The sequence below is a fragment of the Bacteroides sp. AM16-24 genome, from assembly GCF_003471885.1.
Lineage (GTDB): Bacteria > Bacteroidota > Bacteroidia > Bacteroidales > Bacteroidaceae > Bacteroides.
Window position 1 is genome coordinate 207,178 of the sequence record NZ_QRKI01000001.1, and the last position, 22,495, is coordinate 229,672.

18 protein-coding genes are annotated in these 22,495 nt (G+C 42.3%); 8 read left to right on the top strand and 10 right to left on the bottom strand.

Annotated elements, in window-relative coordinates; all coding sequences use genetic code 11:
• Positions 1-6: 6 nt before the first annotated feature.
• Positions 7-1,068, top strand: a complete 1,062-nt coding sequence (gene mnmA, locus DW182_RS00780; RefSeq protein ID WP_118294340.1) for a tRNA 2-thiouridine(34) synthase MnmA — start codon at positions 7-9, stop codon at positions 1,066-1,068.
• Between the two features lie 8 nt (positions 1,069-1,076).
• Here mnmA and DW182_RS00785 read toward each other — a convergent pair whose 3' ends face one another.
• From DW182_RS00785 to nhaC, 3 genes are all read right to left on the bottom strand, one after another.
• A complete protein-coding gene (locus DW182_RS00785) occupies positions 1,077-1,736 on the bottom strand; it encodes a response regulator transcription factor (RefSeq protein WP_118294524.1) in 660 nt (219 codons plus the stop codon).
• Between the two features lie 448 nt (positions 1,737-2,184).
• Positions 2,185-2,775: a DUF4251 domain-containing protein gene (locus tag DW182_RS00790; RefSeq protein WP_007664192.1), complete on the bottom strand. Its 591-nt coding sequence runs from the start codon at positions 2,773-2,775 to the stop codon at positions 2,185-2,187.
• Positions 2,776-2,829: 54 nt separating this feature from the next.
• Entirely contained in the window at positions 2,830-4,257 is a 1,428-nt protein-coding gene (gene nhaC, locus DW182_RS00795) for a Na+/H+ antiporter NhaC (protein WP_118294341.1), read from the bottom strand.
• Between the two features lie 168 nt (positions 4,258-4,425).
• On the opposite strand from nhaC, the gene DW182_RS00800 reads away from it, so the two are divergent.
• A complete protein-coding gene (locus tag DW182_RS00800; protein WP_044533894.1) occupies positions 4,426-5,499 on the top strand; it encodes a sugar kinase in 1,074 nt (357 codons plus the stop codon).
• A 183-nt stretch (positions 5,500-5,682) separates the two neighbouring features.
• Here DW182_RS00800 and DW182_RS00810 read toward each other — a convergent pair whose 3' ends face one another.
• Positions 5,683-6,651, bottom strand: a complete 969-nt coding sequence (locus DW182_RS00810) for a PmoA family protein (protein WP_233564049.1) — start codon at positions 6,649-6,651, stop codon at positions 5,683-5,685.
• A 45-nt stretch (positions 6,652-6,696) separates the two neighbouring features.
• Positions 6,697-7,029 (bottom strand): DUF3795 domain-containing protein, encoded by a 333-nt coding sequence (locus tag DW182_RS00815; protein ID WP_044155264.1) that lies wholly within the window; start codon positions 7,027-7,029, stop codon positions 6,697-6,699.
• 147 nt (positions 7,030-7,176) lie between these two features.
• On the opposite strand from DW182_RS00815, the gene DW182_RS00820 reads away from it, so the two are divergent.
• The 3 genes from DW182_RS00820 to creD are packed head-to-tail and all read left to right on the top strand — an operon-like array spanning position 7,177 to position 9,506.
• Positions 7,177-7,761 carry a hypothetical protein gene (locus tag DW182_RS00820; RefSeq protein ID WP_007664179.1) on the top strand — a complete coding sequence of 195 codons (585 nt, stop codon included), beginning with the start codon at positions 7,177-7,179 and terminating at the stop codon, positions 7,759-7,761.
• Positions 7,762-7,764: 3 nt separating this feature from the next.
• Positions 7,765-8,061, top strand: a complete 297-nt coding sequence (locus DW182_RS00825; protein WP_007664177.1) for a transcriptional regulator — start codon at positions 7,765-7,767, stop codon at positions 8,059-8,061.
• 59 nt (positions 8,062-8,120) lie between these two features.
• Positions 8,121-9,506, top strand: coding sequence for a cell envelope integrity protein CreD (gene creD / locus DW182_RS00830; protein WP_118294343.1), 1,386 nt, complete (start codon positions 8,121-8,123; stop codon positions 9,504-9,506).
• 150 nt (positions 9,507-9,656) lie between these two features.
• On the opposite strand, the gene DW182_RS00835 is transcribed toward creD, so the two are convergent.
• The 4 genes from DW182_RS00835 to DW182_RS00850 all read right to left on the bottom strand — a co-directional run bounded on the left by DW182_RS00835 (position 9,657) and on the right by DW182_RS00850 (position 15,701).
• Positions 9,657-11,609: an LruC domain-containing protein gene (locus DW182_RS00835; protein ID WP_118294344.1), complete on the bottom strand. Its 1,953-nt coding sequence runs from the start codon at positions 11,607-11,609 to the stop codon at positions 9,657-9,659.
• A 418-nt stretch (positions 11,610-12,027) separates the two neighbouring features.
• Positions 12,028-13,038, bottom strand: coding sequence for a GGGtGRT protein (locus DW182_RS00840; RefSeq protein WP_118294345.1), 1,011 nt, complete (start codon positions 13,036-13,038; stop codon positions 12,028-12,030).
• A gap of 19 nt (positions 13,039-13,057) precedes the next feature.
• Positions 13,058-13,759: an iron-sulfur cluster assembly scaffold protein gene (locus DW182_RS00845; protein WP_007664170.1), complete on the bottom strand. Its 702-nt coding sequence runs from the start codon at positions 13,757-13,759 to the stop codon at positions 13,058-13,060.
• A gap of 175 nt (positions 13,760-13,934) precedes the next feature.
• On the bottom strand, positions 13,935-15,701 hold the full coding sequence (locus DW182_RS00850; RefSeq protein ID WP_118294526.1) for a pectate lyase: 1,767 nt from the start codon (positions 15,699-15,701) through the stop codon (positions 13,935-13,937).
• A 157-nt stretch (positions 15,702-15,858) separates the two neighbouring features.
• On the opposite strand from DW182_RS00850, the gene DW182_RS00855 reads away from it, so the two are divergent.
• A complete protein-coding gene (locus DW182_RS00855; RefSeq protein ID WP_118294527.1) occupies positions 15,859-16,413 on the top strand; it encodes an RNA polymerase sigma-70 factor in 555 nt (184 codons plus the stop codon).
• A gap of 225 nt (positions 16,414-16,638) precedes the next feature.
• Here the strand turns inward: DW182_RS00855 and DW182_RS00860 are convergent, their stop codons facing one another.
• Entirely contained in the window at positions 16,639-17,733 is a 1,095-nt protein-coding gene (locus tag DW182_RS00860) for a metallophosphoesterase (protein WP_118294346.1), read from the bottom strand.
• 196 nt (positions 17,734-17,929) lie between these two features.
• Here DW182_RS00860 and DW182_RS00865 point away from each other — a divergent pair, with 196 nt between their 5' ends.
• Both DW182_RS00865 and DW182_RS00870 read left to right on the top strand, forming a co-directional pair.
• Entirely contained in the window at positions 17,930-19,102 is a 1,173-nt protein-coding gene (locus DW182_RS00865) for a FecR family protein (protein WP_118294347.1), read from the top strand.
• 16 nt (positions 19,103-19,118) lie between these two features.
• Positions 19,119-22,475 (top strand): TonB-dependent receptor, encoded by a 3,357-nt coding sequence (locus DW182_RS00870; RefSeq protein WP_118294348.1) that lies wholly within the window; start codon positions 19,119-19,121, stop codon positions 22,473-22,475.
• The last annotated feature ends 20 nt before the right edge of the window (positions 22,476-22,495 follow it).

Sequence of the window (22,495 nt, forward strand, 5' to 3'; positions counted from 1 at the left end):
AACTAAATGAATATTGCTGTTTTATTATCAGGAGGTGTCGACAGTTCTGTTGTCGTACACCTTCTTTGTGAACAAGGTTACCGTCCGTCCCTCTTTTACATTAAGATAGGAATGGACGGTGCCGAATTTATGGATTGTTCGGCCGAAGAAGATTGGGAGATGGCTTCGGCTGTTGCCCGCCGTTATGGCTTGCCTTTGGAGATGATAGATTTGCAGAATGAATATTGGGAACAGGTGGCTGCATACGCCATTGATAAAATCCGTCGCGGCTTGACTCCCAATCCTGATGTGATGTGCAACCGGTTCATCAAATTCGGCTGTTTCGAGCAGAAGGTAGGGAAGGAATTTGACTTTACCGCTACCGGGCATTATGCCACTACCGTCAGTAAAGACGGGAAGATATGGCTGGGTACAGCCGTAGACCCGGTAAAAGACCAAACCGATTTCCTTGCCCAGATTGATTACCTGCAAGTTTCCAAACTAATGTTCCCCTTGGGTGGGCTGATGAAACAGGAAGTACGGGACATTGCCCGCACGGCAGGATTGCCCACTGCCCGCCGCCGTGACAGCCAAGGCATCTGCTTTTTGGGCAAGATTAACTATAATGACTTTGTCCGCCGTTTCCTTGGCGAGCGTGAAGGGGACATTGTGGAGTGGGAAAGCGGTAAGAAGATTGGTACGCATCGCGGATATTGGTTCCATACTATCGGGCAGCGTAAAGGTCTGGGGTTGAGTGGCGGTCCCTGGTTTGTTATTCGGAAGGATATTGAAGAAAATGTGCTTTATGTTTCTCGCGGATATGACACACAATGGCAATACGGTCGTGAATTCCGAATGCACGATTTCCATTTTATAACGGAAAATCCCTGGCAGGAGGCTGAAGAAGTGGATGTTACTTTTAAAATCAGGCATACGCCGGAGTTTATGAAAGGAAAATTAGTACAGGAAGGAGGGAACTACCGTATCATTTCTTCTGATAATCTGCAAGGCATAGCTCCGGGACAATTCGGCGTAGTTTATGACGAGGCTTCCCGGATATGTATCGGTAGCGGAGAAATCTGTGTCTGAAAACTCCCTTATATATAGTATTCCACCAAGTCGACAATTCCCGCTTTCATCGCATATTTTGTAGCTTCGTGGGCATTGTTCACCCCTAACTTGCGGAATATATTTTTGCGGTGGCTGTTTACGGTGTGGAAACTGAGATTTCTTTCCGCCGCAATCTCTTTGGTTGTTTTTCCTAAAGCTATTTCTTTCAGTATGCTACGTTCCGCCGGGGTCAGTAAATCATCTTTCGGCACGGGGCGGGCCGGAGCAGCATTGCTGCCGGACAGCAACAGGTTACTTACATGATTGCAGATGAACCGTTCCTTCCTTGAGGCGCATTGCAGTGCAGACAGTATTTCTTCTTTTGAATTATCTTTCAATACTACCCCGAACGACATGCTGCTGAACAGCACTTGCCGCAAAAACTCTACGCTCAACTCGTCCGAGAAAAGCAACCAGTCGGCTTCCTTAAATCGTTCGTGCAATACAATCAGCTCGTCTGCTCCGGAAAAGTCAAACAAGGTATAGTCCAGTATAACCACTGCTTGCGGATGCAGGCGCAGTTGCTGAACCAATTCTCCTTTGTTGTCCGCTTCCAGCAACAAGGCAGTGTCTTTTTGCTTGCTAAGCAAGAACATCATACCTGCTTTGGTGATGTCCTGATTGTCGGCGATGATAAATTCTCTCATATCGGGTACAAAGATAATGCAAACAGAGGCAGAATGAAATGAACTACTCCTTTTTTTGTTCGGATGGGCTGGAAGCCGGGCTGTAATGGTCAAGGTATATGACAAAGACAGGATAAGGATATAGATTGGAATACCATCATTGGCATTGATGATAGTCATCATCGGCATTGATGATAGTCATCATCCGTATTGATGGTAGTCATCATCCGTATTGATGATAGTCATCATCCGTATTGATGATAGGAATCATTGGCATTGATTCTATGCTTATCTATAACCTTATCCTGCCTCTCTCATATATCTTGACCATTACAGTCCGGCTTTCGTCCCTTTCCGGTCCTATGGGGAGCTGTCTGCTGATTCGTATTTATCACAAAAAACTCCGCTGCAAATAATCCCTAAAAGGCACCTTTGCAGCGGAGTGGAAATATATATATTGTAAAGGGCTTTACCAGGAACGTCCTTTGAAGATACTGGATTGGTCTAACGGAACCAGATTACCGCTCAACGTCATAGTGTTGGAGTTGAAGTTCGGGCTGATGGTTACACTGGCATTGTTGCCACCGTTGGTCAGCGTAATGAAAATCTGTGCCGAAATACCGATACCCTGAATACTGAACTGGCAATTTACATTACCTTTTTTATCAGTAGTAATCTTCATATCCGAGGTTGTTCCGTCCACAGTTACACCACCGATACCGTTAGGACCGGGATATACAGTGTTGAATGCTACCTGCACGGTACCACGTCCTTGGTTCACTAATACGAAGTTGGTGTTGGAGTTTACAAAAGCCGTCTGTCCGTTGCGAAACATCACCTGGTCAGCTTCCAGTACAAACTGGTGGGCTTTCAATGCTGCCACAGCGTCATCATACGAAATGGCGTCGGCCACTTGTTCTTCAGCTTTCATGCGGGCGCGTTCTGCGTCTCTCTGAGCTTTACGGTCTGCGCGGCGTTCCGCTCTACTTTCTTGTGCATACATGGCGGTCGTTGCCGCACTCATCATTACTAATGCTACTAATGCAATAAACTTTTTCATAATTCTTTAATGTTTAGGTTTTACGATTCTTGTTCGTTTATTGCAAAACAACCTTTATTCGGGATTGTTCACGGGACGCTTCACAATTTTATATCCGATGGCTGCAACCAGGATGCTCATCAGCGGGCTGATAATGTTGAAAAAGCAATAGGGAAGGTACGTCAGCGTAGATACGTTCAATATCGTCGCCTGCGTCATTCCACAGGTATTCCAGGGTATCAGAGGCGAAGTGACGGTGACGGCATCTTCCGTTGTGCGGCTCAGCAACCGGTTCTCATATCCTTTTTTCTCATAAATGTTGCGGAACATATTTCCGGTAAGGATGATACTGATATACTGGTCGGCAGTGGTGAGATTGAGAAACAATCCCGAACAAACGGTGGAGGCCACCACACTCACCCTGCCTTTCATGAAGCGTACGAAGACGGATGTAATGCTGCCCAGCATGCCGCTTGCCGTCATTGCGCCGCCGAAACACATGGCACAAAGTATCAGCCAGACCGTATCCATCATGCCCGCCATGCCACGGGTGGAAACAAGGTCGGTCAGCATCGTGTTTCCCGTGTCCAGGCTGGTGTTTCCGTAGAATGTCATCATTATGCCTTTAAATATATTACTCTCTCCGGCAATTTCCCGAAGCAATTCCGGCTGGAAGATGATAGCGCATATCCCTGCCAGCAGAGTAGAGAGGAACAAGGTGATGATGGACGGAGTCTTCCGTGCAATAAGTATTCCGGTCACTATGGGGACAATCAGCAGCCAGGGAGTGATGGTGAATGTATCTTTCAGCGAAACGGCAAAGTCGGCCATGTGTTCCGTAGAGTGCGTTTCGATGACGAAACCCATCACGGTGAAGATAACGAGTGTGATAATCAATGACGGCGTGGTCGTAATCAGCATATAACGTATATGCCGGAACAAAGGTACATCCGTTATGGAAGAAGCGAGTATGGTGGTTTCTGACAATGGAGAAATCTTATCACCGAAGTAGGCGCCGGAGATGATGGCTCCCGCTATCCAACCCTCATTGAAGCCCTGTGCTTTGCCGATGCCCATCAAGGCAATACCGATAGTGGCGATTGTGGTCCACGAGCTACCCGTCATCACGGAAATCAGTGCGCAGATGATGCAGGTGGATGCCAGGAAGAAATCGGGATGGATAATCTGCATACCATAATATATAAGGGTAGGGACGATGCCGCTTATCATCCATGCACCGCTCAGTGCACCGATAATCAGCAGAATGATGATGGCAGTGGCAACTCCGGCAATATTATTCGTAATGGCGAGTTCGTAATCTTTCCAGGGAACCCGGTAAAAAGCTATTCCTATAAATACGCAGAAAGCTGTTGTGGTCAGCAGGGAAATCTGGCTTCCTCCTCCCAAGGCATCGCTTCCGAATGTATGTATTGTGGCAAATAACATTCCTACCAACAGTGCGATGGGCAGGAGAGATACTATAGGAGAGGGAATTTTCTTCAATGAACTCATTCTGTTTGTTATATCAGTTAAAACTTTGCAAAGTTACAACAAATCTGATGATTCTATTTTATCCCTGCTTTTCCGCCAATAAATATTATTATATCTTTGCGTTTGCTTGGAATAAAAATACAACTTTGCTGTTTAGTTAATCTTTATTATTGACATCGTATGAACAAGAAACAAATTACCACAAATAAGAAAGTAGTCACCTTTGGTGAAGTAATGCTGAGGCTTACTGCTCCTGATTTCCTACGTTTTTCACAAACCAATCAGATGATAGCCACTTACGGTGGCAGTGAAGCAAATGTGGCCGTTTCGTTGGCTAACTTTGGTATTTCCACAGAATTCGTAACCCGCCTGCCGGACAATGCTGTGGCACGTGCCTGTATAGCTTCGCTCCGTGCTAACGGTTTAGGTACGGAAGGTATTGTTTTTGGTGGTAAGCGCATGGGGCTTTATTTCCTGGAAAGTGGTGCGGCATTCCGTAATTCTAATGTGGTTTACGACCGTGAAGGCTCTTCTTTTGCTACTTTGCGTCCGGGCATGATTGATTGGGAAAAGATATTCTCTGATGCCGGTTGGTTTCATTGGTCGGGTATTGCTGCTGCTTTGTCACAAGATGGTGCCAATGCATGTCGTGAGGCTCTTGAAATAGCTGACCGTATGGGATTGACTATCTCCTGTGACCTGAATTTCCGTAAGAAACTTTGGAACTATGGGAGTTCTGCTGCCGAAGTCATGCAACCTTTAGTACAATATAGTGATGTTATTTTCGGTGCCGAACCGGAATATAAAGAGATACTTGGCATACAGCCTGTCGGTTTCAAAGCGGTAGATGCTGCGGATACTACATTTGAGGCAAATTTTCCTGCCTTTGAAGAGTTCGGTCGTCGGGTGGTGGAACTTGTTCCTCGTTGCCAGAAGGCATTTCTGGAACTTCGTAATTCCATTACTTCCAATCATAATTTGCTGGCTGCCGTTCTCTATTCAGATAGCACATTGAAACATACAGGTATTTATGATATCGAATGCGAAGTGGACCGCGTGGGTGCCGGTGATGCTTTTGTCGGTGGCATGATTTATGGTCTCATAATGTATCCGGATAATGATCAGAAAGCATTGGAATATGCTCTGGCAGCCTCTGCATTAAAGAATACCGTATACGGTGATTTTAATCATGTGACGGTGGAGGAAGTAGAGAGCCTGATGCAAGGAAATACATCGGGAAGGGTATCACGATAAAAATGCTTTTCCGATGAGGTTGTGTCGAAACTCTGATAAGCGTATCATTTCGTCATCCTGAGCTTGTCGAAGGATCTCTTCTCTGCGCTTCAGGGGAGTAGATCCTTCACTATGTTCAGGATGACAGAGCAAAATGATAGTAATTCTTACTTTTGACACAACCTCATCGGAAAAAGAATACAATTAGATAACCTCTTTTGCAAGTGCCTCGGCAGTAGAGGCGTTTATCGATTCATCCAGCACATAGATCCGATAAGAAAGACGCAATTCCTGATCGGGATGCAAAGTAAATGACTGGCGTTTGGTTGGAGAGAAGTTCCACATCAGGTCGCCCCGGGAATTATTGGCTTTATCATCCCATACGCGTATCGGTTCGGGATAGTTTAGATTGGAAGGGTAAGGAACAATCAGGATACAGGCATCGTCCTTGCCGGGTTTCTTTTGAAAGTAGCACCAACGGGCCAGTGATCCATCGGCATTGTTACGGTCGAGCCTTTCGGATGTGAGCATCTCGGCTGTCTGCCCATTCCAACTTTCGCATACACGGATACAAATGCCTCCATAGCGGTAGCTTTCCAATACTACCGGGGCAGAAGTGGCACAACGAAGCGTGGTGTGATAGTCAATGTAATATCCCCGTTGTTTGGGTTTTCCCACACGGATTTTCAGTTGCTCGGTCATCGCTATTTTTTCTTTCGTGGAGTCGGGATATACCACATGGTCGAGTACGGCGGAAAAGCCATCGGGTTGCACTTCAACGAATTGCCGAAAACGAACCGTACCTTGTTTCTTATAGAGATTCCAGAAGTCAATTTCATTTTCTTCGAATGTGGTTTTTGTCCAGGCATACCACAAGCCGAAATGGTGATAATGGTCGGATGGGGAACAATTGGTCAGTACCTCACCTTCCAACGTACGTAAAGGATGGATGAATCCGCTTCGTTTATAGACAGTATCTACACCCTGTGGAGGATAAGTTACTGCATAATTGTAAGTAAACAAGTGTTTTCCATCCATTGTGTACTCCAATGCTTTATTTGTATCTACCACAGCAAACGGAGTGTGGGTAGAAGAGCATGAGCTGAAAAGTACGAAAAAACTTAAATGGAATAGAGATAAAATGATGCTCTTTATTTCAGTGTATTTATGCATGGCTATCAATGTTTTGTTGGCAGTGCAAATTTATCAACTACAATGTTATAGAAGATTTTCTTTAGCACTGGGAGTATGCTGAAAAATAGGACTAACTATCTGGCAGTTATCCAATTCTTTACAGTCACCACAGGTGTTAAATCCTTTTTCGTTTACGCATTTGCGAATTGCGCACATATCGCTGCAATACATCGTTTTCACCCCATCCACACGACAGCCCATACAATTAATGGTATCTGCCGTAATCTCCGGTATGTTATTCAACTCACTCCACAGTTGGGCTGTTTTTTCTCTTAATTCATTGTCATCTCTGACAGTAGCTATGCGGGCATCGCAACTTTCGCAATCTAATCCGCAACAAGCAATTAATTGTTTCATCATTAGGCTATGACTGTTGATATTTGGTTGATTGCAAATATAGTAATTCTTATGCGGCTTAATCTTCATTGAATATATTTTTTCTCGATATTCTTTGTTCCTTTCATTTTTTATATTTTACTTTGCATCACAAAGTACTTTTTGTATATGGATAAGAATAAAGCAATAGAATCAGTAAATGAGATAAAAGAATTGATGGAAAGATCTTCCAAGTTCGTATCTCTCAGTGGAATGACGGCTGTCTTGGCCGGAGTGTATGCATTAGCCGGTGCTTATGTGGCCGGTCAGTTATTAAGATCAGGAGATAATAGGGAAGGACTAATAATGGTTGCTTCACTGGTTTTGACTGTTTCAGTTGTTACCGCCTGTATCTTGTCTTGGTATAAGGCCAAGAAGATGCAACAAAAGCTATTCAGTAAATTAACCTATCGCATTGCATGGAATTTTTCATTGCCGTTGTTGACGGGAGGGTTGTTCTGTATAGCCTTATTGCTACATGAACATTACGGACTGGTATCTTCTGTGATGTTACTTTTCTATGGACTTTCTTTGGTCAATGTGTCTAAGTTCACTTACTCCAATGTAGCATGGTTAGGATATGCTTTTCTTTGTCTGGGTATTGCAGACTGTTTCTTTGAAGGACATGGCTTAATGTTTTGGACAATTGGTTTTGGTGGATTCCATATTTTGTATGGCATGTTGTTTTATTTACAGTACGAAAGGAAAAAATAATAGATGATAGAAGCATTTCAAAATATAAATAAGGCATTTGAAAGTAAAGTTCGTCTGGGTATTATGGCAGTTCTCATGGTAAATGAAGATGTCGATTTCAATACTTTGAAGGAATTACTTTCACTGACGGACGGTAACCTGGCAAGCCATACAAGGGCTTTGGAAGAGTTGGGGTATATCGTTTGCCAGAAGAGCTTTGTGGGTAGGAAGCCGAAAACATCTTTCCAAGCCACTGCGGAAGGGAAAAAGGCTTTCAAAACTCATATTGAAGCATTGGAGAATTTTCTGAAATCAACGTAGATGTTTGGCTTCACACAAAACCGGACAATACTAAATATCTTACTTAATACTATTCTATTATGGACAATTTGAATGACAATTTGAACGAAGATTTCAATGTAGATTTCACAGAGAATCTGAATGAAACAAAGAAACAGGCAAGCGGCTGTCTACACCGTTTCTCTAAATCAATTAAAGTGGTAGTTATCGCTTTTCTAATTTTATTGCTGTTGATCCCGATGTTTATGATCGAAGACATGATTTCGGAACGCGGGCGAACACAGACGGATGCTATTGCCGAAGTCGGTCAGAAGTGGAGTCTGGCGCAGACAATTACAGGACCTTACATCAATCTGAAGTATCCTATCACACAGGAAGATAATGGTGCGAAGAAGGTGACTATGGGAAATGTTACATTGCTTCCTGACGAATTGTCAATAGACGGACAGTTGAGTACGGAGATTCTTCAGCGAGGAATTTATAAGGTGAATGTATATCAGTCGGAGTTGGTTATCAAAGGATTTTTTAGTTCGGAAGAACTTCGCAAGAGTAATGTGGACATGGATGCACTTCAATATCAAAGAGCGGCAATATGCTTGAACCTGACTGATATGCGTGGTCTCAGCGAACAGGTTAGCATAACTTTAAACGATTCCGTCTATATGTTTGAGCCGGGGATGGATGGACGCGGCATTGAAAGCATGGGTGTTCATGCCATTGTCGACCTTTCCGCCCTGAAAGAAGACAGGAAATTGCCTTATGAAATGAAAATTAAATTGAAAGGTTCCCAGTCTATCTACTTTACTCCATTGGGCAAAACTACCAAAGTTGTCTTGAAAGCAAATTGGAATACTCCAAGTTTTGATGGCAATTACCTACCGGAGAAACGGGAGATTACTGAGAAAGACTTCTCTGCGCAATGGCAAGTGCTGAACTTGAACAGGAATTATCCGCAAGTGTTTATAAATTATCAGAATGCTAGTATCAAGGACATTCAAAATTCTAATTTTGGAGTCAATCTGAAAATGCCGGTAGAACAGTATCAGCAGTCCATGCGTTCCACTAAATATGCTATCCTGATTATTCTACTGACTTTTACAGTAATATTCTTCACAGAGATAATGGAGAAAACCCGTATTCATGCTTTGCAATATCTGTTAGTCGGTTTGGCGCTTTGTCTGTTCTATAGTTTGTTGTTGTCCATGTCCGAGCATATAGGTTTCAGCATGGCATATCTGGTGTCATCAGTACTTACGATTGTGCTGGTAGGAGGGTATATGCTGGGGATTATTAAAAGAAAGAAACCGGCGTTTATAATGGTAGGTCTGCTCAGTGTGCTCTATGTTTATGTTTTCATTCTTATACAGTTGGAGACTTTTGCCCTACTTGCCGGTAGTCTCGGATTGTTTGTGATATTGGCTATGGTGATGTATTTCTCTAAAAAGATTGATTGGTTTAATGAATAAGCCAGGCTGAAATAAAGAATGTCCTTCGGGGAATTCATGATTTGTATAAATAAAAAGAGAGTGTCTGCTAGCTGGCACTCTCTTTATACTTTCTAATATCTTCTCAGTTGCTTCTTTGAGATATACTGAGCAATTCTTCTTTAGATTTTTTTATTTCTTATACCAGTCTTTGTTCTTTTCGCCATTACTGCTTACCCAGCCGTCATATCCACTATATAACAGATTGATAGCTGTTTTTTCATTAGTACCGTCCAGCAATTTGCTTAAATCGCTTTCTGTTGCCCGGCTCAGGAAAAATGCAAATGGGTAATTACCTTTACGTACATAGTATATACTCTGATTGGGCTTAGATGCATCGTCTCCCTGACCAAAATACTTCGTGTTTATTTTGGATGTCGGTATTTCCTGAGGAACATGCACTTCCCATCGCAATCCGTCCGCATCATTTTTGAAAATAAAGGCTTGGGCTTCAGATTGCTTAGAAATGGGTTTACTGTAATTAACGGTAACCTTGTATTCTGCTCCCATATTTTCTTTCACATTGGTGGTCAAAAGGTATACATTATCCTGAGGTTCGTATTCAAATGTGGTTTCTGTAAATTCCTTTTCACCTTGTTGGCGAATGGAGTAGGAAGTAGATTCTATATTTCCTTCCGTGTTGAGATGGAATGCTAAACCGTTCTGATTACTGGCTATATTTTGGAAAGTCTTGAAAGTAAATGATTCGGAATATATCAGATTCTTTTCATCGAAAGTGCTGCCATAGTTATATCTTACGACTACATCATTCATATCATAATCTCCCTGGCTTGGCCAAAGGTCTTCGAATGCGTATGTACCTTTCAGAAAATCAATACTTGTCTTATCCTCATCAGGATTAGTTACAGGAATATCGTCAATGGCGTCTACCGGATTCGATTTTAAAGCAATGACTACATCGCTGAAATTCTCGTCAGTCATATAATCTTCAAAAGAAGTCAATATCCAGTCACCATATCTATAAACAGCAGTACGTGGCTCTTCAAACTTCACACCTTTGTCGCTTAAACTCAAACCACTTGAGGTGGCGGCGCGATATTTTTTGTATCCGCTAAAGTCGCCAACATGATTGTTCCAACCATTGGTTGCCAGAACAAAACCTATTCTGTAACCTGCCGGGAAGGTTGTTGTTGCTCCTTCTTTACTTCCGGTCGCAATGTTAGGATAATACATCAGTTGTACTGCAGTCAACGGATTAATACCTGCACTTTTATATGCTGTCCAACCTTTCCAACTACCATCCTGAGTATTGGGAAACAACATGATAACATGGGCATCATTTAAGTCCTTTGGTTGTTCCTTGTCTTTATAATAGTAATATCCCAGTGAACAGGTCCAACAAGTATTTTGTCCCAGAAATGTAACTACTACTTCAGCGTCCTTGTTGACGTACATATCTGAATAACCGCGATATTCTTGTGGGCAAGTTGTATGAGAGTTTATAATACGAGTGTGCGCAGTATATAATCCATCATCTTTGGTTGCTGCCAAATTGCCATTATACTTATAATTGATATCCCCGTTTTTGTACATATTGTATGTACCTAACCAGGTTTTCCAGACCTCATTTCCGTATTTATTACTTACTAGATAACTGTCGTATGGATACTTGGTGGTGGTAATTGCACGAGTATCAGTACCGGCATTATCTGTTGCTTCGATACTTCCATTCACAACATTTGCCTCCATCAGAGTTTGTGCAAAGAAAGCGGGAGAATAGATATATACTTTTGTCAGGTATGAAGGCAATTCCAGTTTACCTTGGTAGGTACCGTCTTCTTTGGTGTAGGCTGCAAACAGATAATTTACATCCTGACGCTTGATGTAAGTACCGTATTCACTTTCAGTAACAGGCATTTCATCATATACTTCAAAATACACATTTGATTTTACAGTACCATTTACGTAATTCACACTTAAGTTTACGTCCTTTTGTACAGTAGAAAAGGAGAAATTGTTGAATTCTTTTTCATCCTCCTTAGGCCCCTTATAGACGTCATTGTCCGTACAGCTGCTTAATACGAGTGCAGCGCATAAAGTAGTTCTTAATAATTTTTTCCACATATTATTTAGTATTTATAGATAGTCTCGCGTTCCTTTTTCAGGTCTATGTGTGATCCTTACAAATGCAAGATAAGTCTGTGCTCGGTTGACATTTGTAGAAAATGATCATAATAAACAACTACAAAGATATTGTGTTATTATCGAATATACAACTGAATATTTGATTTTTTGTTCAAAAACTCTTATTTGTAGTCAAATTCTGCAATTTTATTGTGTACCTTTAGAAAAACTCTAGTTAAAAAATACAAGAATTTTATTCGCTTGTTATAAGTTCTTAGGGATATTATCATTTTATTCTTCTTATGTTTTGAATTATGGAGTGGGGCAGTTTATAAATATCTTGTATCTGTGTAGATGAAATAAAAATCCCCATAACCTTATCAGTTACAGGGATTTATTATTTTGATTAAGTAATTACTTACTTGCTCAAAGCCTGAGCTACGTCAACCGCGCAAGCCACTGTACATCCTACCATCGGGTTGTTACCGATACCGAGGAATCCCATCATTTCCACGTGAGCAGGAACTGATGAAGAACCGGCGAACTGAGCATCTGAGTGCATACGACCCATTGTATCGGTCATACCATAAGAAGCCGGACCGGCTGCCATGTTATCCGGGTGAAGGGTACGACCTGTACCACCACCGGAAGCTACTGAGAAATAAGGCTTACCAGCAAGCATACGCTCTTTCTTGTAAGTACCTGCAACCGGGTGTTGGAAACGAGTCGGGTTAGTAGAGTTACCAGTGATAGAAACGTCTACACCTTCTTTCCACATAACAGCTACACCTTCACGAACGTCGTCGCAACCATAGCATTTTACTTTGGCACGCTCACCGTCAGAGTAAGCGATTTCGCGAACAACTTTCAGTTCAGAAGTATAGTAGTCGAATTGAGTTTGTACGTAAGTAAAGCCATTGATACGAGAGATGATCTGTGCAGCATCCTTACCCAAACCGTTCAGGATACAACGCAGAGGTTCTTTACGTACTTTGTCAGCTTTAGCAGCAATTTTGATAGCACCTTCTGCAGCAGCAAATGACTCGTGACCTGCCAGGAAAGCAAAACACTTAGTCTCTTCGCGCAGCAACATAGCTGCCAGGTTACCATGACCGATACCAACCTTACGGTCGTCGGCTACAGAACCCGGGATACAGAAAGCTTGCAGACCGATACCGATAGCTTCGGCAGCGTCAGCAGCATTCTTGCAACCTTTCTTCAATGCAATAGCTGCACCTACTACGTAAGCCCATTTTGCATTTTCAAAACAGATCGGCTGAGTTTCTTCACACGTTTTATAAGGATCAAGTCCGGCAGCTTCGCAGATTTCGTTTGCTTCCTCGATGTCTTTGATGCCGTTAGCGTTCAAGGCAGCAATGATACCTTTGATACGACGGTCTTGACTTTCAAATTTTACTTCTCTAATCATAATTTCTTTCCTCCTTATATTATTCGTGACGTGGATCAATATGTTTAACTGCTCCCTGCTCAGGTGTTACGCGACCGTAAGTACCGGTAACCTTCTTCAATGCTTCGTTAGCATCTGTACCCTTCTTGATTTCATCCATGAATTTACCCATGTGAACGAATTCGTATCCGCAGATCTCGTCATTCTTATCCAAGAAGATATTCTTGATGTAACCTTCGGCCATTTCCAGGTAACGAGGACCTTTGGCCAGAGTACCGTACAGTGTACCTACCTGGCTACGCAGACCTTTACCCAAGTCTTCCAAACCTGCACCGATAATCAAACCACCTTCAGAGAAAGCAGACTGAGTACGTCCGTAAACGATTTGCAGGAAAAGTTCGCGCATTGCTGTATTGATAGCGTCACAAACAAGGTCAGTGTTCAATGCTTCGAGTACTGTCTTGCCCGGAAGGATTTCGGCAGCCATAGCAGCTGAGTGAGTCATACCGGAGCAGCCGATTGTTTCAACCAATGCTTCCTGAATGATACCTTCTTTTACGTTCAAAGTCAGTTTACAAGCACCTTGTTGAGGAGCACACCAACCTACACCATGTGTTAAACCTGAAATATCAACTATTTCTTTTGATTTTACCCATTTGCCTTCTTCGGGTATGGGAGCCGGTCCGTGGTTAGGACCTTTCTTTACAACACACATGTGTTCCACTTCGTGTGAATAAGTCATAATTAGCTCTTTTTTTAAGTTATATAAATTAAAAAACGTAATCTACTTTCTAAAATCGCTCGCAAAGTTACTCCTTTTCTTTATTTATGCAAATCGAGTTATCTGACTTTTTTTATAAAAATAAATAATAAGAGACAGTGGTTCTGTGTATTGCAATCTCCACATTACAATAAAATTAACGAGGACTTTTGAAACTGTACTTTTTCCCTCCCGATAGGATGTTAATAATGGCAGGTTGGGTGAGGGGGTATACAGCCTGTTCGTCAGAGCTTTGATAGGAAGCCATGATTCTTCCCGATAAATCGTAAATTTCGATGCGTGCCCCTGCGCAAAGTCCCTTAAGGACAATTTGCTTATCCTGCCGGAAACATTTTACCGCATCTGTTTCTTGGGCAGAAGGAGAAGAAATCCCTGTGGTAGTGCCATATAAACCGAAATCGTGGTTGCTTGGGGAATTACTGCTGTTTTCGTAACAGGCTTTCATCAAGTCGTCAACGAGGCTATTGATGTAAAGTTCCAGATAAGAGTAACCGGTAGATGGTTCTATGTCCTTATAGGTTTTGCCGACGGGAAGATACTGGGTAGCCCAAGTGTCAGGAATACCGTCCCCATTGGAATCTGCAGGCTTTTCTTCATTATTGTACAGAGGCCACCCTTCCACATCGGCTTGTGAATCAATCAGTCCGTTACTACTGCCGTTGCTACCTTCATAAGTGTAATTCCCATTCTTAACTTCAGAGATGATCCGTTCATCGACGGCGTCACGCTTCAGGCTGGCGCCTACTTGTGCCAGTACTTTTTCATAAGCCTGTGCTGCAGCATGCGTACTAACGGATGCGACTTCAAATTCTGTCTTACTTTTTATGCCGTCTTTACTTCCTCCCGGCAGTTCACCGTTACCCAGATGCGGATGAATGCCTTCCCAGTTATCTGCATTGGTTTCACTCACCAGTTTTTTCATGTCATTACTCAATTTGGAGCAAGTATCGTCAAAGTAGTTACCATCCACATAAAAGCTTCCCCATATACCTGCAGGATTGCTTTGTGTACCATCATCGGCATTGGGCTGAAAGATACGGTTGACGATACTCTTCTTTGTGGCAGTAGAGGGGCCTGGTTTATAATAATTGTTCACAAAGTTATACCGTCCGCCTTCTCCGGCATATCCTCCGTTGGTAGGGCCCCAGTTATAGAATACATTGTTGCGCAGATCGGTGAGCTCCTCTTCCCATCTTCCTATGGATCGGCTGCCATCCAGACGAGGAGTGCGGCTACTGTGATGAGCCAGTAGATTATGGTGAAAACTTGCTCCCTCACCTCCCCAAATGGCTCCATATCCGTGGTTTCCTTTGACGTGTACCGATTTGGTTAGGCTTTCACTCAAGATACACCACTGCATAGTAAAGTTCTTATTACTATAAAAAGAAGCGCATTCGTCCGTACTCCAGCTCATACTACAATGATCTATGATGATATCCGAGGTATAACGTCCCCACATGGCATCATCTTCCGCTTTTTGTTCATCTCCCATACGGCAGCGAATGAAGCGGATGATAATATTAGTGGCGCATTGATCCTTTTTATCTTCTTCCTTGTATCCGGCAATGTGCAGGGTGTAGTTCTTGATACAAATCCCATCTCCCGGAGCTGTTTGTCCGGCGATAGTAAGATCCCCGTTTTTTATGACCAGCCTGCTTTTCAGTTCAATAATACCCGACACATCAAAAACAATGGTACGGGGAACTTTCATATCAATTCCTGCACGCAGTGATCCTTCGCCGCTGTCATTAAGGTTGGTGACGTGATATACGATACCTCCGCGCCCTCCGGTTACGGTGTAGCGGGCAAAACCTTCGGCACCTGGGAAGGCTGGAGTGGTTTGAGCTTGTGCAAAAACGGCACATAAAAGCATGATAAATAGAAGTGTGTAGTTTTTCTTCATGGTCTTAAGATTAATATTCTGATGGGACAAAAGTATGGGTTTCCTGAGTGACGGATGTCGACAAATTCTTTTTCTATGTGGAAGTTTAGGTCTTACTGTGTTATTTTTTAATATTTTTTTTCTATTTTCGCATTAGAATAGAGAAAAAAGAATGCTGGTGGTTACAGAAACTTCTCATATACTCATTAGTATTAGGCTTAATGAACGGGAGTTCCATAATGTTTTTGATAAATATTATGTGGCACTTTGTTTATTTGCGAACCAATATACAGAAAATGAAGAAACTTCTGCTGACATCGTACAAGATTCCTTTGCTAAATTATGGCAAATCAGAGATGATTTTTTCTATTTGCATCAAGTCAAAGCTTTCCTTTATACAGCCGTGCGCAATAAGGCGTTGAATGAATTGGAGCATTCTAAGGTAGTATTTGAATATGCTCAAAAAGTTATTGAAAAGAAAAAGGATTCTTTCTTCCATGATGCAGTAGTAGAAGAAGAGACTTATCGGATTCTGGCAGAGGCTATTGACAAACTTCCTGATCAGATGCGGGCTATTATGCGATTGGCTATGGAAGGAAAAAAGAATGCTGAAATAGCTGAGCAATTAAATGTATCTGTTGAAACTGTACATACTCTTAAAAAGATTGCATACAAAAAGCTTCGTATATATCTGAAAGAGTATTACTATTTCCTTATACTTTTTTATTTATAAACGTGCAACCTGTCACTTTGATTTCTCTCTATAGCATTAGAGGAAAACAGAATTTTAGACTAATTTCTTATCACCTCCATACCCTCTCCCTGTCTGCTCCATACCAAGCCCATACCAACTCCTTCTGTATAGGTACGGAGCAAACACGGACTTGATGCGGTTTTAATCATAAGGAACAGGAAAAATAGAACAAATTATCTTTTTTCCGCGAGAGTACTATGCCTCTTATTCTTTTGTGGATAATTGTAACACAACCATTTCACTTTCCGTTCCTATCCTGAAAGGAGGTCCCCAAAGAGATAATCCACTGGAAACATATATATGGCTGTTTCCCCACTGGCGATAGCCATGACTTTGTTCGTAGATGTAGTCTGTTACCAAGCTCATAGGCCATACTTGTCCTCGATGGGTATGTCCACTAAATTGCAGGTCGACACCGGTTGTTTCACTTTCAGTCAGTTTATAGGGCTGATGGTCTAACAAGATAATAGGCTTGTTTTTATCTACATTTGCCATCAGCTCTTGCAATGAACGGCGGGCAGTGTTCGATCGGTCATCGCGTCCTATCAATTGTATACCACTGGGGAGTGTGACTATTGAATCGCGCAACAACTGTATGGGAGTGCCTTGTATAAATCGTGCACTTGCATTCATGCCACTGATATATTCGTGATTACCGGGAACCATGTAAATACCTAACGGTGCTTTTAATTCGGACAGTTCCTCCATCATGTTTTCAGCATAAAGAGGCACTACACTGTTGTCAATCAAGTCACCTCCGATCAGAATCAAATCCGGATTTTGCTCGTTAATCATCTTCACGTATCGCTTTAAAGCCGTTTTTCCGGTTCCATATCCGAGATGTAGGTCACTCACGGCGGCTATTTTAATAGGTTGTCGGTCACCGGTCAAAGGTTTGTTGAGGGCGATATTGACTATGTTCGTTTTTGGGTGGCGATAATTATAGTATCCATATCCTAATAAGATGACTGTAAATAGCAAAGAGACGACGAAGCTGTAGTTGAAAGGGATACGGCATAGTTTCAACAGATCGAATGCGAGTAGGAATAAGACCATATATAAGGTGAATATCAGCCAGCCAGTGCCTATTTCATACATTGTATGAGATAAGAAAACCGGCATTTTTATGTTACGGGTCAGCATCGTCCCCACGATGGATAGAGCTGCGAGCCAAAACAAAATAGCCAACGGGATTTTGATTCCAACAGGAAGTCCGGATAACGCTTGTGCACCTCTATAGAATACATAGGTGTTTCCGCCAAGATATATGGTGATGAGGATAATGAAGAATATCGGCATAAAATAGATGTATTAAAATTGAGTGGCAAAAGTAGTTTAATTCTTGATAAAGAAGGAATAAACTACTGATATAAACCTAAAAAATGCATAATAAGATCGGCATTTTGAATTTTCTTAGGAAAAAAATGCTTTTCGATTCACCATGATTTTAATTATGCCTGTTTTATTATAAAAGACAACGAAAAAAGTTCAATTTATGATAAAACAGGATTTTCATATATCTAATATTATTGCCAGACACTTATCGGGTGAAATCACTCCTGAAGAAAACGCTCAACTGGAGAAATGGCGAAAAGCAGATTCCGCTCACGAAGCACTCTTTCAGAAAATTTGCAGTAAAGAGAATTTGAAAAAGCATGTGGAAAGTGGTACGTCTTTCAACACTGCAACCGGTTGGATGGAGGTGCAAAAGCGCATCAGAAAGAGTAATAACCGGGAACGGATGATAAAAATCCTCAGTTATGCCGCTGCTGTTTTAGTACCGGTCTTTTTTGTTGGCATCTCACTAAAATACACTACTCACGACTATTCTTCTAACAAGTCCGTGCTGATAGCCCAACCTATATTGCCGGGAGCGGCCAAAGCTATATTGACTTTAGATAATGGGGAGACTATCAATCTGAATAAAGAAACGGCAGATGCTTTACAAACAATAGAGGGAACGAACATTCAGATAGATTCAACCACCCTGAATTATCAGTTGGCACAGAGTACATCTGTCTCTCCAAAACCTGTATATAATAAGGTGGAGATTCCCCGTGGCGGTGAGTATGCATTAGTGTTGAGTGATGGAACAAAGGTGCATTTAAATTCAATGAGTAGCCTCCGTTTTCCGGTAGCATTTACTACGGGTAAGAGAGAAGTCGAGCTACAAGGTGAAGCCTATTTTGAAGTGAGTAAAACTGGGCAGCCTTTTATTGTAAATGCCAATGGCATGCAGGTTGAAGTATTGGGTACGACTTTCAATATCTCCGCTTATCCCGATGAGGAGTACCAGACCACCCTAGTAAACGGATCTGTAAAGGTCAGTGCCGAAAAGGGTGAAAGCCTTATACTGAAACCGTCGCAACAAGCTACCATCGCTTTGGGAAGTAATTCCATACAGGTGCGAACGGTAGATACTTCATTCTATACTTCATGGGTGAAGGGGAAGATCAACTTCAAAGATCAACGCTTGGAAGATATCATGAAGACACTTTCACGTTGGTATGACATGAACGTAGTTTACGAAAATGAAAAACTCAAGAATATACGTTTCGGTTGTAATCTGAATCGTTATGAAGAAATAACTCCTTTCGTCAAGTTACTGGAAAAGACAGAAGAAGTACACGTGAAAATCGAAGGTAATACAATAACATTCCATAATTAACCCAAAAAAGATTACTATGAACAAGAAAGAACACAAGAATCAAGCTGAAAGAAGTAGTAGACGTTTATGGATAACGTTACTATTTTTTTGTTTCACAGTTACCGGTTTTATGCAGGCTGCCAATGCAGTGTTTGCACAAGCCACTGTCACAGCAACTTTTAAGAATGCCACTCTTAACGAAGTGCTGTGGGAAGTTCAGAGACAAACTGATTTCACCTTTGTGTATAGCACTGAAGAGGTGAAAAATGTAAAAGTAGAAAAGTTGATTGTGAATCATGAAAAGATTGCTGATGTGCTGGATAAATGCCTGAAAGGTAGTGGGCTGACTTATACGGTTCATGAAGGTGTCATCGCTATTAAGCCTGCTTCTAAGGTTGAAGCTGTAGCTGCTCCCCAGCAAGAGGTTAAAGTGAGTGGAAGCGTTGTAGATGAGACGGGTGAATCTGTTATCGGAGCCAATGTACTGGTAAAAGGTACTACCAACGGTTGTACCACCGATCTGGACGGGCATTTTTCTCTTGATGTGGATCATCTGCCTGTTACTTTGATTGTTTCTTATGTAGGCTATATCCGTCAGGAAGTTAAAGTTATTTCTGCAAAGATGGTTAAAGTGGAAATGGTACCGGATAACAATTTGATGGATGAAGTGGTCGTTACCGGTTATGGTACCTTCAAGAAATCTGCTTATGCCGGTTCTGCTTCCAGTGTAAAAGGAGAGACACTGAAAGATGTTCCTGCTATTTCTTTCAAGGACCTGTTGCAAGGCAATGCGCCGGGTGTGCAGTTCACATCATCTTCCGGCCAGCCAGGTGCCTCTTCTTCATTGAGGATTCGTGGTATGGGGTCTTTTAACGCCAGTAATTCTCCTCTTTATGTGATAGACGGAGTACCGATGCGCTCAGGTACTATCAATACGATGAGTTCGGATGCGGGGCTTGATATCATGTCGACTATCAATAGCTCCGACATCGAGAGTGTTACAGTCATTAAAGATGCCGCTGCCGCTTCTCTTTACGGTTCGCGTGCTGCCAACGGCGTTGTATTGATTACGACAAAGAAAGGTAAGGCGGGCAAAGCCTCCATCTCATTGAAAGCTGATTGGGGTAGTTCTGATTTTGCTATGGATTATCGTCCTGTCATGGGTGGAGAGGAACGTCGCCAATATATTTATGACGGTTTGGTGGCAGGTCAGATAAAGAAAGGTAAGAGCGAAGCTGATGCAATGGCTTATGCCGACGGAAAGATTGATAACTATGCTCCGGTTCCCTGGTGTGGATATGTGGACTGGGATGATATTATGTTTCAGAAAGGAAATCATCAGTCCTATGAAGCCTCTCTTTCAGGAGGTACGGACAGATTTAAGTACTACTCTTCGCTTTCTTATTTGAAACAGGACGGTATTGCCATCAATTCCGGTCTGGAACGTATCAGTGGAAGACTGAATGTTGATTTTCGAGCTACTGACAAGCTTAAGTTAGGTGCCAATGTTCTGTTTGCCACTGTCAATCAGGATGTGTATAGCGAAGGTACTTCTTATTCTTCTCCTTTCTATACTTCACGTAACGCCGTTGTCCCTTCCGATCCTGTTTACAATGAAGATGGTAGTTGGAACCGTGATTTTATCCGCAACAGTGACCGTAATCCGGCATTGGCGGCAACTTATGATTATCAGCGCGAATATGTGACCCGCACGTTCAATACCATCTACGGTGAATATGAGTTCATCAAGGATCTGAAGTTCAAGTCTACCTTGAGCTATGATTATGTTAACACGAAAGGCAATGACTGGAAGGACCCGCGTACCTCTAACGGCGATGACATCAATGGTGGCATGAGCAAGAAGTTCTATGAGTACAAGAAAATGGTATGGGCCAACCAGTTGAGTTATAAAATGTCTATAGCCGCGGATCATCATCTTGATGCATTGGCAGGATATGAGATTGATGACCAGTATCGCGACTACTTATCCGGTTATGCCACTAATTTTGCCACTTACGACAAAAACCAGATCAGTAATGGTATGAAGACCGAATCGGTGGGTGGCAGCGATACGCGTACCCGTATGGTATCTTATCTGTTCCGCCTGAATTACGACTATAAAAACAAATATTATCTGGGTGGCAGTTTCCGTATGGATGGCAGTTCCCGTTTTCTCAAAGATAATCGTTGGGGTAGCTTCTGGTCGATATCTGCCGCATGGCGTGTGATTGAGGAAAGCTTTATGGACTCTGTCAAGGATTGGCTGACTGACCTGAAGATACGTGCTTCTTATGGTGTGAATGGTACTCTTCCTACTGACTATTTCGGATACAGAGGACTGAGCAGTCTGACCAATGGATATTTGGAACAGCCGGGCATTATTCAGTCGCAACTTAAGAACGATGATTTGCAATGGGAAACCAACTATAACCTGAATCTGGGGTTGGATTTCAGTCTGTGGAACCGTCTGAATGTTACGTTGGAATATTACACCCGTACCACTAAAAATCTGTTGATGGACCGTCCTATCTCTATGACAACCGGTTTCGGCAGTTATCTGATGAATATCGGTAAAGTTTCGAATAAAGGAGTGGAACTGGAAATTAATTCTACTAATATCCGGACAAAAGATTTCTCATGGAACACCACATTCAATATTTCACACAATAAGAATGAGATTGTGACACTCGATGGCATGCAAACAGAAATTATTAAAGGAACTCAGATTCGCAAAGTCGGCAAATCATTCCGTACGTTCTATATGAAAGAATTTGCCGGTATCAATCCGGAAACCGGTGCTCCGCAGTTCTATACGAATGACGTGGACGAGAATGGTAACTATAAAAAAGAGATTACTGAAGTTATAGATGAGGCACATGCCATTGTGTTGGACAAGCATGCGGAGCCTAATGTGATAGGCGGCTTGTCAAATACTTTACGCTATAAATGGTTTGATTTCAACTTTATGTTCTCTTACCAGTTTGGTGGTTACTCTTATGATACTTGGGCACAAAAGACCGAACACGGAGGTAACGATCTGGAGGCTAATATTCCGACTTACTATAAGAACAGTTGGAGGAAGCCGGGAGATGTTACCAAGTATGAATTATTTTACGAAAAGCCGAATGTAGCTATGAATAAGGTGACAACGACGCGCAGACTGCACAGTACTGATTTTATCCGTCTGAAGACTTTGACATTCGGCGTGACCATCCCGAAAGAGTGGACCCGTACAATCGGTATTGAGAATGTACGCTTGTATGCATCAGCCAATAATCTTTGGACTTGGGCAGCATACGATTATTACGATCCGGAAGCCGTCAGCGGTGGTACTGCTATCTGGGGAACCCCTCCTTTAAAGACTGTGACTTTCGGCGTAAACATTAATTTCTAACCGTTAAAAAACTTGATATT

Bases quoted from the DNA above. Each gene is read 5' to 3' on its own strand.
- mnmA (WP_118294340.1), top strand. From the start codon at position 7: ATGAATATTGCTGTTTTATTATCAGGAGGTGTCGACAGTTCTGTTGTC.
- DW182_RS00785 (WP_118294524.1), bottom strand. From the start codon at position 1,736: ATGAGAGAATTTATCATCGCCGACAATCAGGACATCACCAAAGCAGGT.
- DW182_RS00790 (WP_007664192.1), bottom strand. From the start codon at position 2,775: ATGAAAAAGTTTATTGCATTAGTAGCATTAGTAATGATGAGTGCGGCA.
- DW182_RS00800 (WP_044533894.1), top strand. From the start codon at position 4,426: ATGAACAAGAAACAAATTACCACAAATAAGAAAGTAGTCACCTTTGGT.
- DW182_RS00810 (WP_233564049.1), bottom strand. From the start codon at position 6,651: ATGCATAAATACACTGAAATAAAGAGCATCATTTTATCTCTATTCCAT.
- DW182_RS00815 (WP_044155264.1), bottom strand. From the start codon at position 7,029: ATGAAACAATTAATTGCTTGTTGCGGATTAGATTGCGAAAGTTGCGAT.
- DW182_RS00820 (WP_007664179.1), top strand. From the start codon at position 7,177: ATGGATAAGAATAAAGCAATAGAATCAGTAAATGAGATAAAAGAATTG.
- DW182_RS00825 (WP_007664177.1), top strand. From the start codon at position 7,765: ATGATAGAAGCATTTCAAAATATAAATAAGGCATTTGAAAGTAAAGTT.
- creD (WP_118294343.1), top strand. From the start codon at position 8,121: ATGGACAATTTGAATGACAATTTGAACGAAGATTTCAATGTAGATTTC.
- DW182_RS00835 (WP_118294344.1), bottom strand. From the start codon at position 11,609: ATGTGGAAAAAATTATTAAGAACTACTTTATGCGCTGCACTCGTATTA.
- DW182_RS00840 (WP_118294345.1), bottom strand. From the start codon at position 13,038: ATGATTAGAGAAGTAAAATTTGAAAGTCAAGACCGTCGTATCAAAGGT.
- DW182_RS00845 (WP_007664170.1), bottom strand. From the start codon at position 13,759: ATGACTTATTCACACGAAGTGGAACACATGTGTGTTGTAAAGAAAGGT.
- DW182_RS00850 (WP_118294526.1), bottom strand. From the start codon at position 15,701: ATGAAGAAAAACTACACACTTCTATTTATCATGCTTTTATGTGCCGTT.
- DW182_RS00860 (WP_118294346.1), bottom strand. From the start codon at position 17,733: ATGCCGATATTCTTCATTATCCTCATCACCATATATCTTGGCGGAAAC.
- DW182_RS00865 (WP_118294347.1), top strand. From the start codon at position 17,930: ATGATAAAACAGGATTTTCATATATCTAATATTATTGCCAGACACTTA.
- DW182_RS00870 (WP_118294348.1), top strand. From the start codon at position 19,119: ATGAACAAGAAAGAACACAAGAATCAAGCTGAAAGAAGTAGTAGACGT.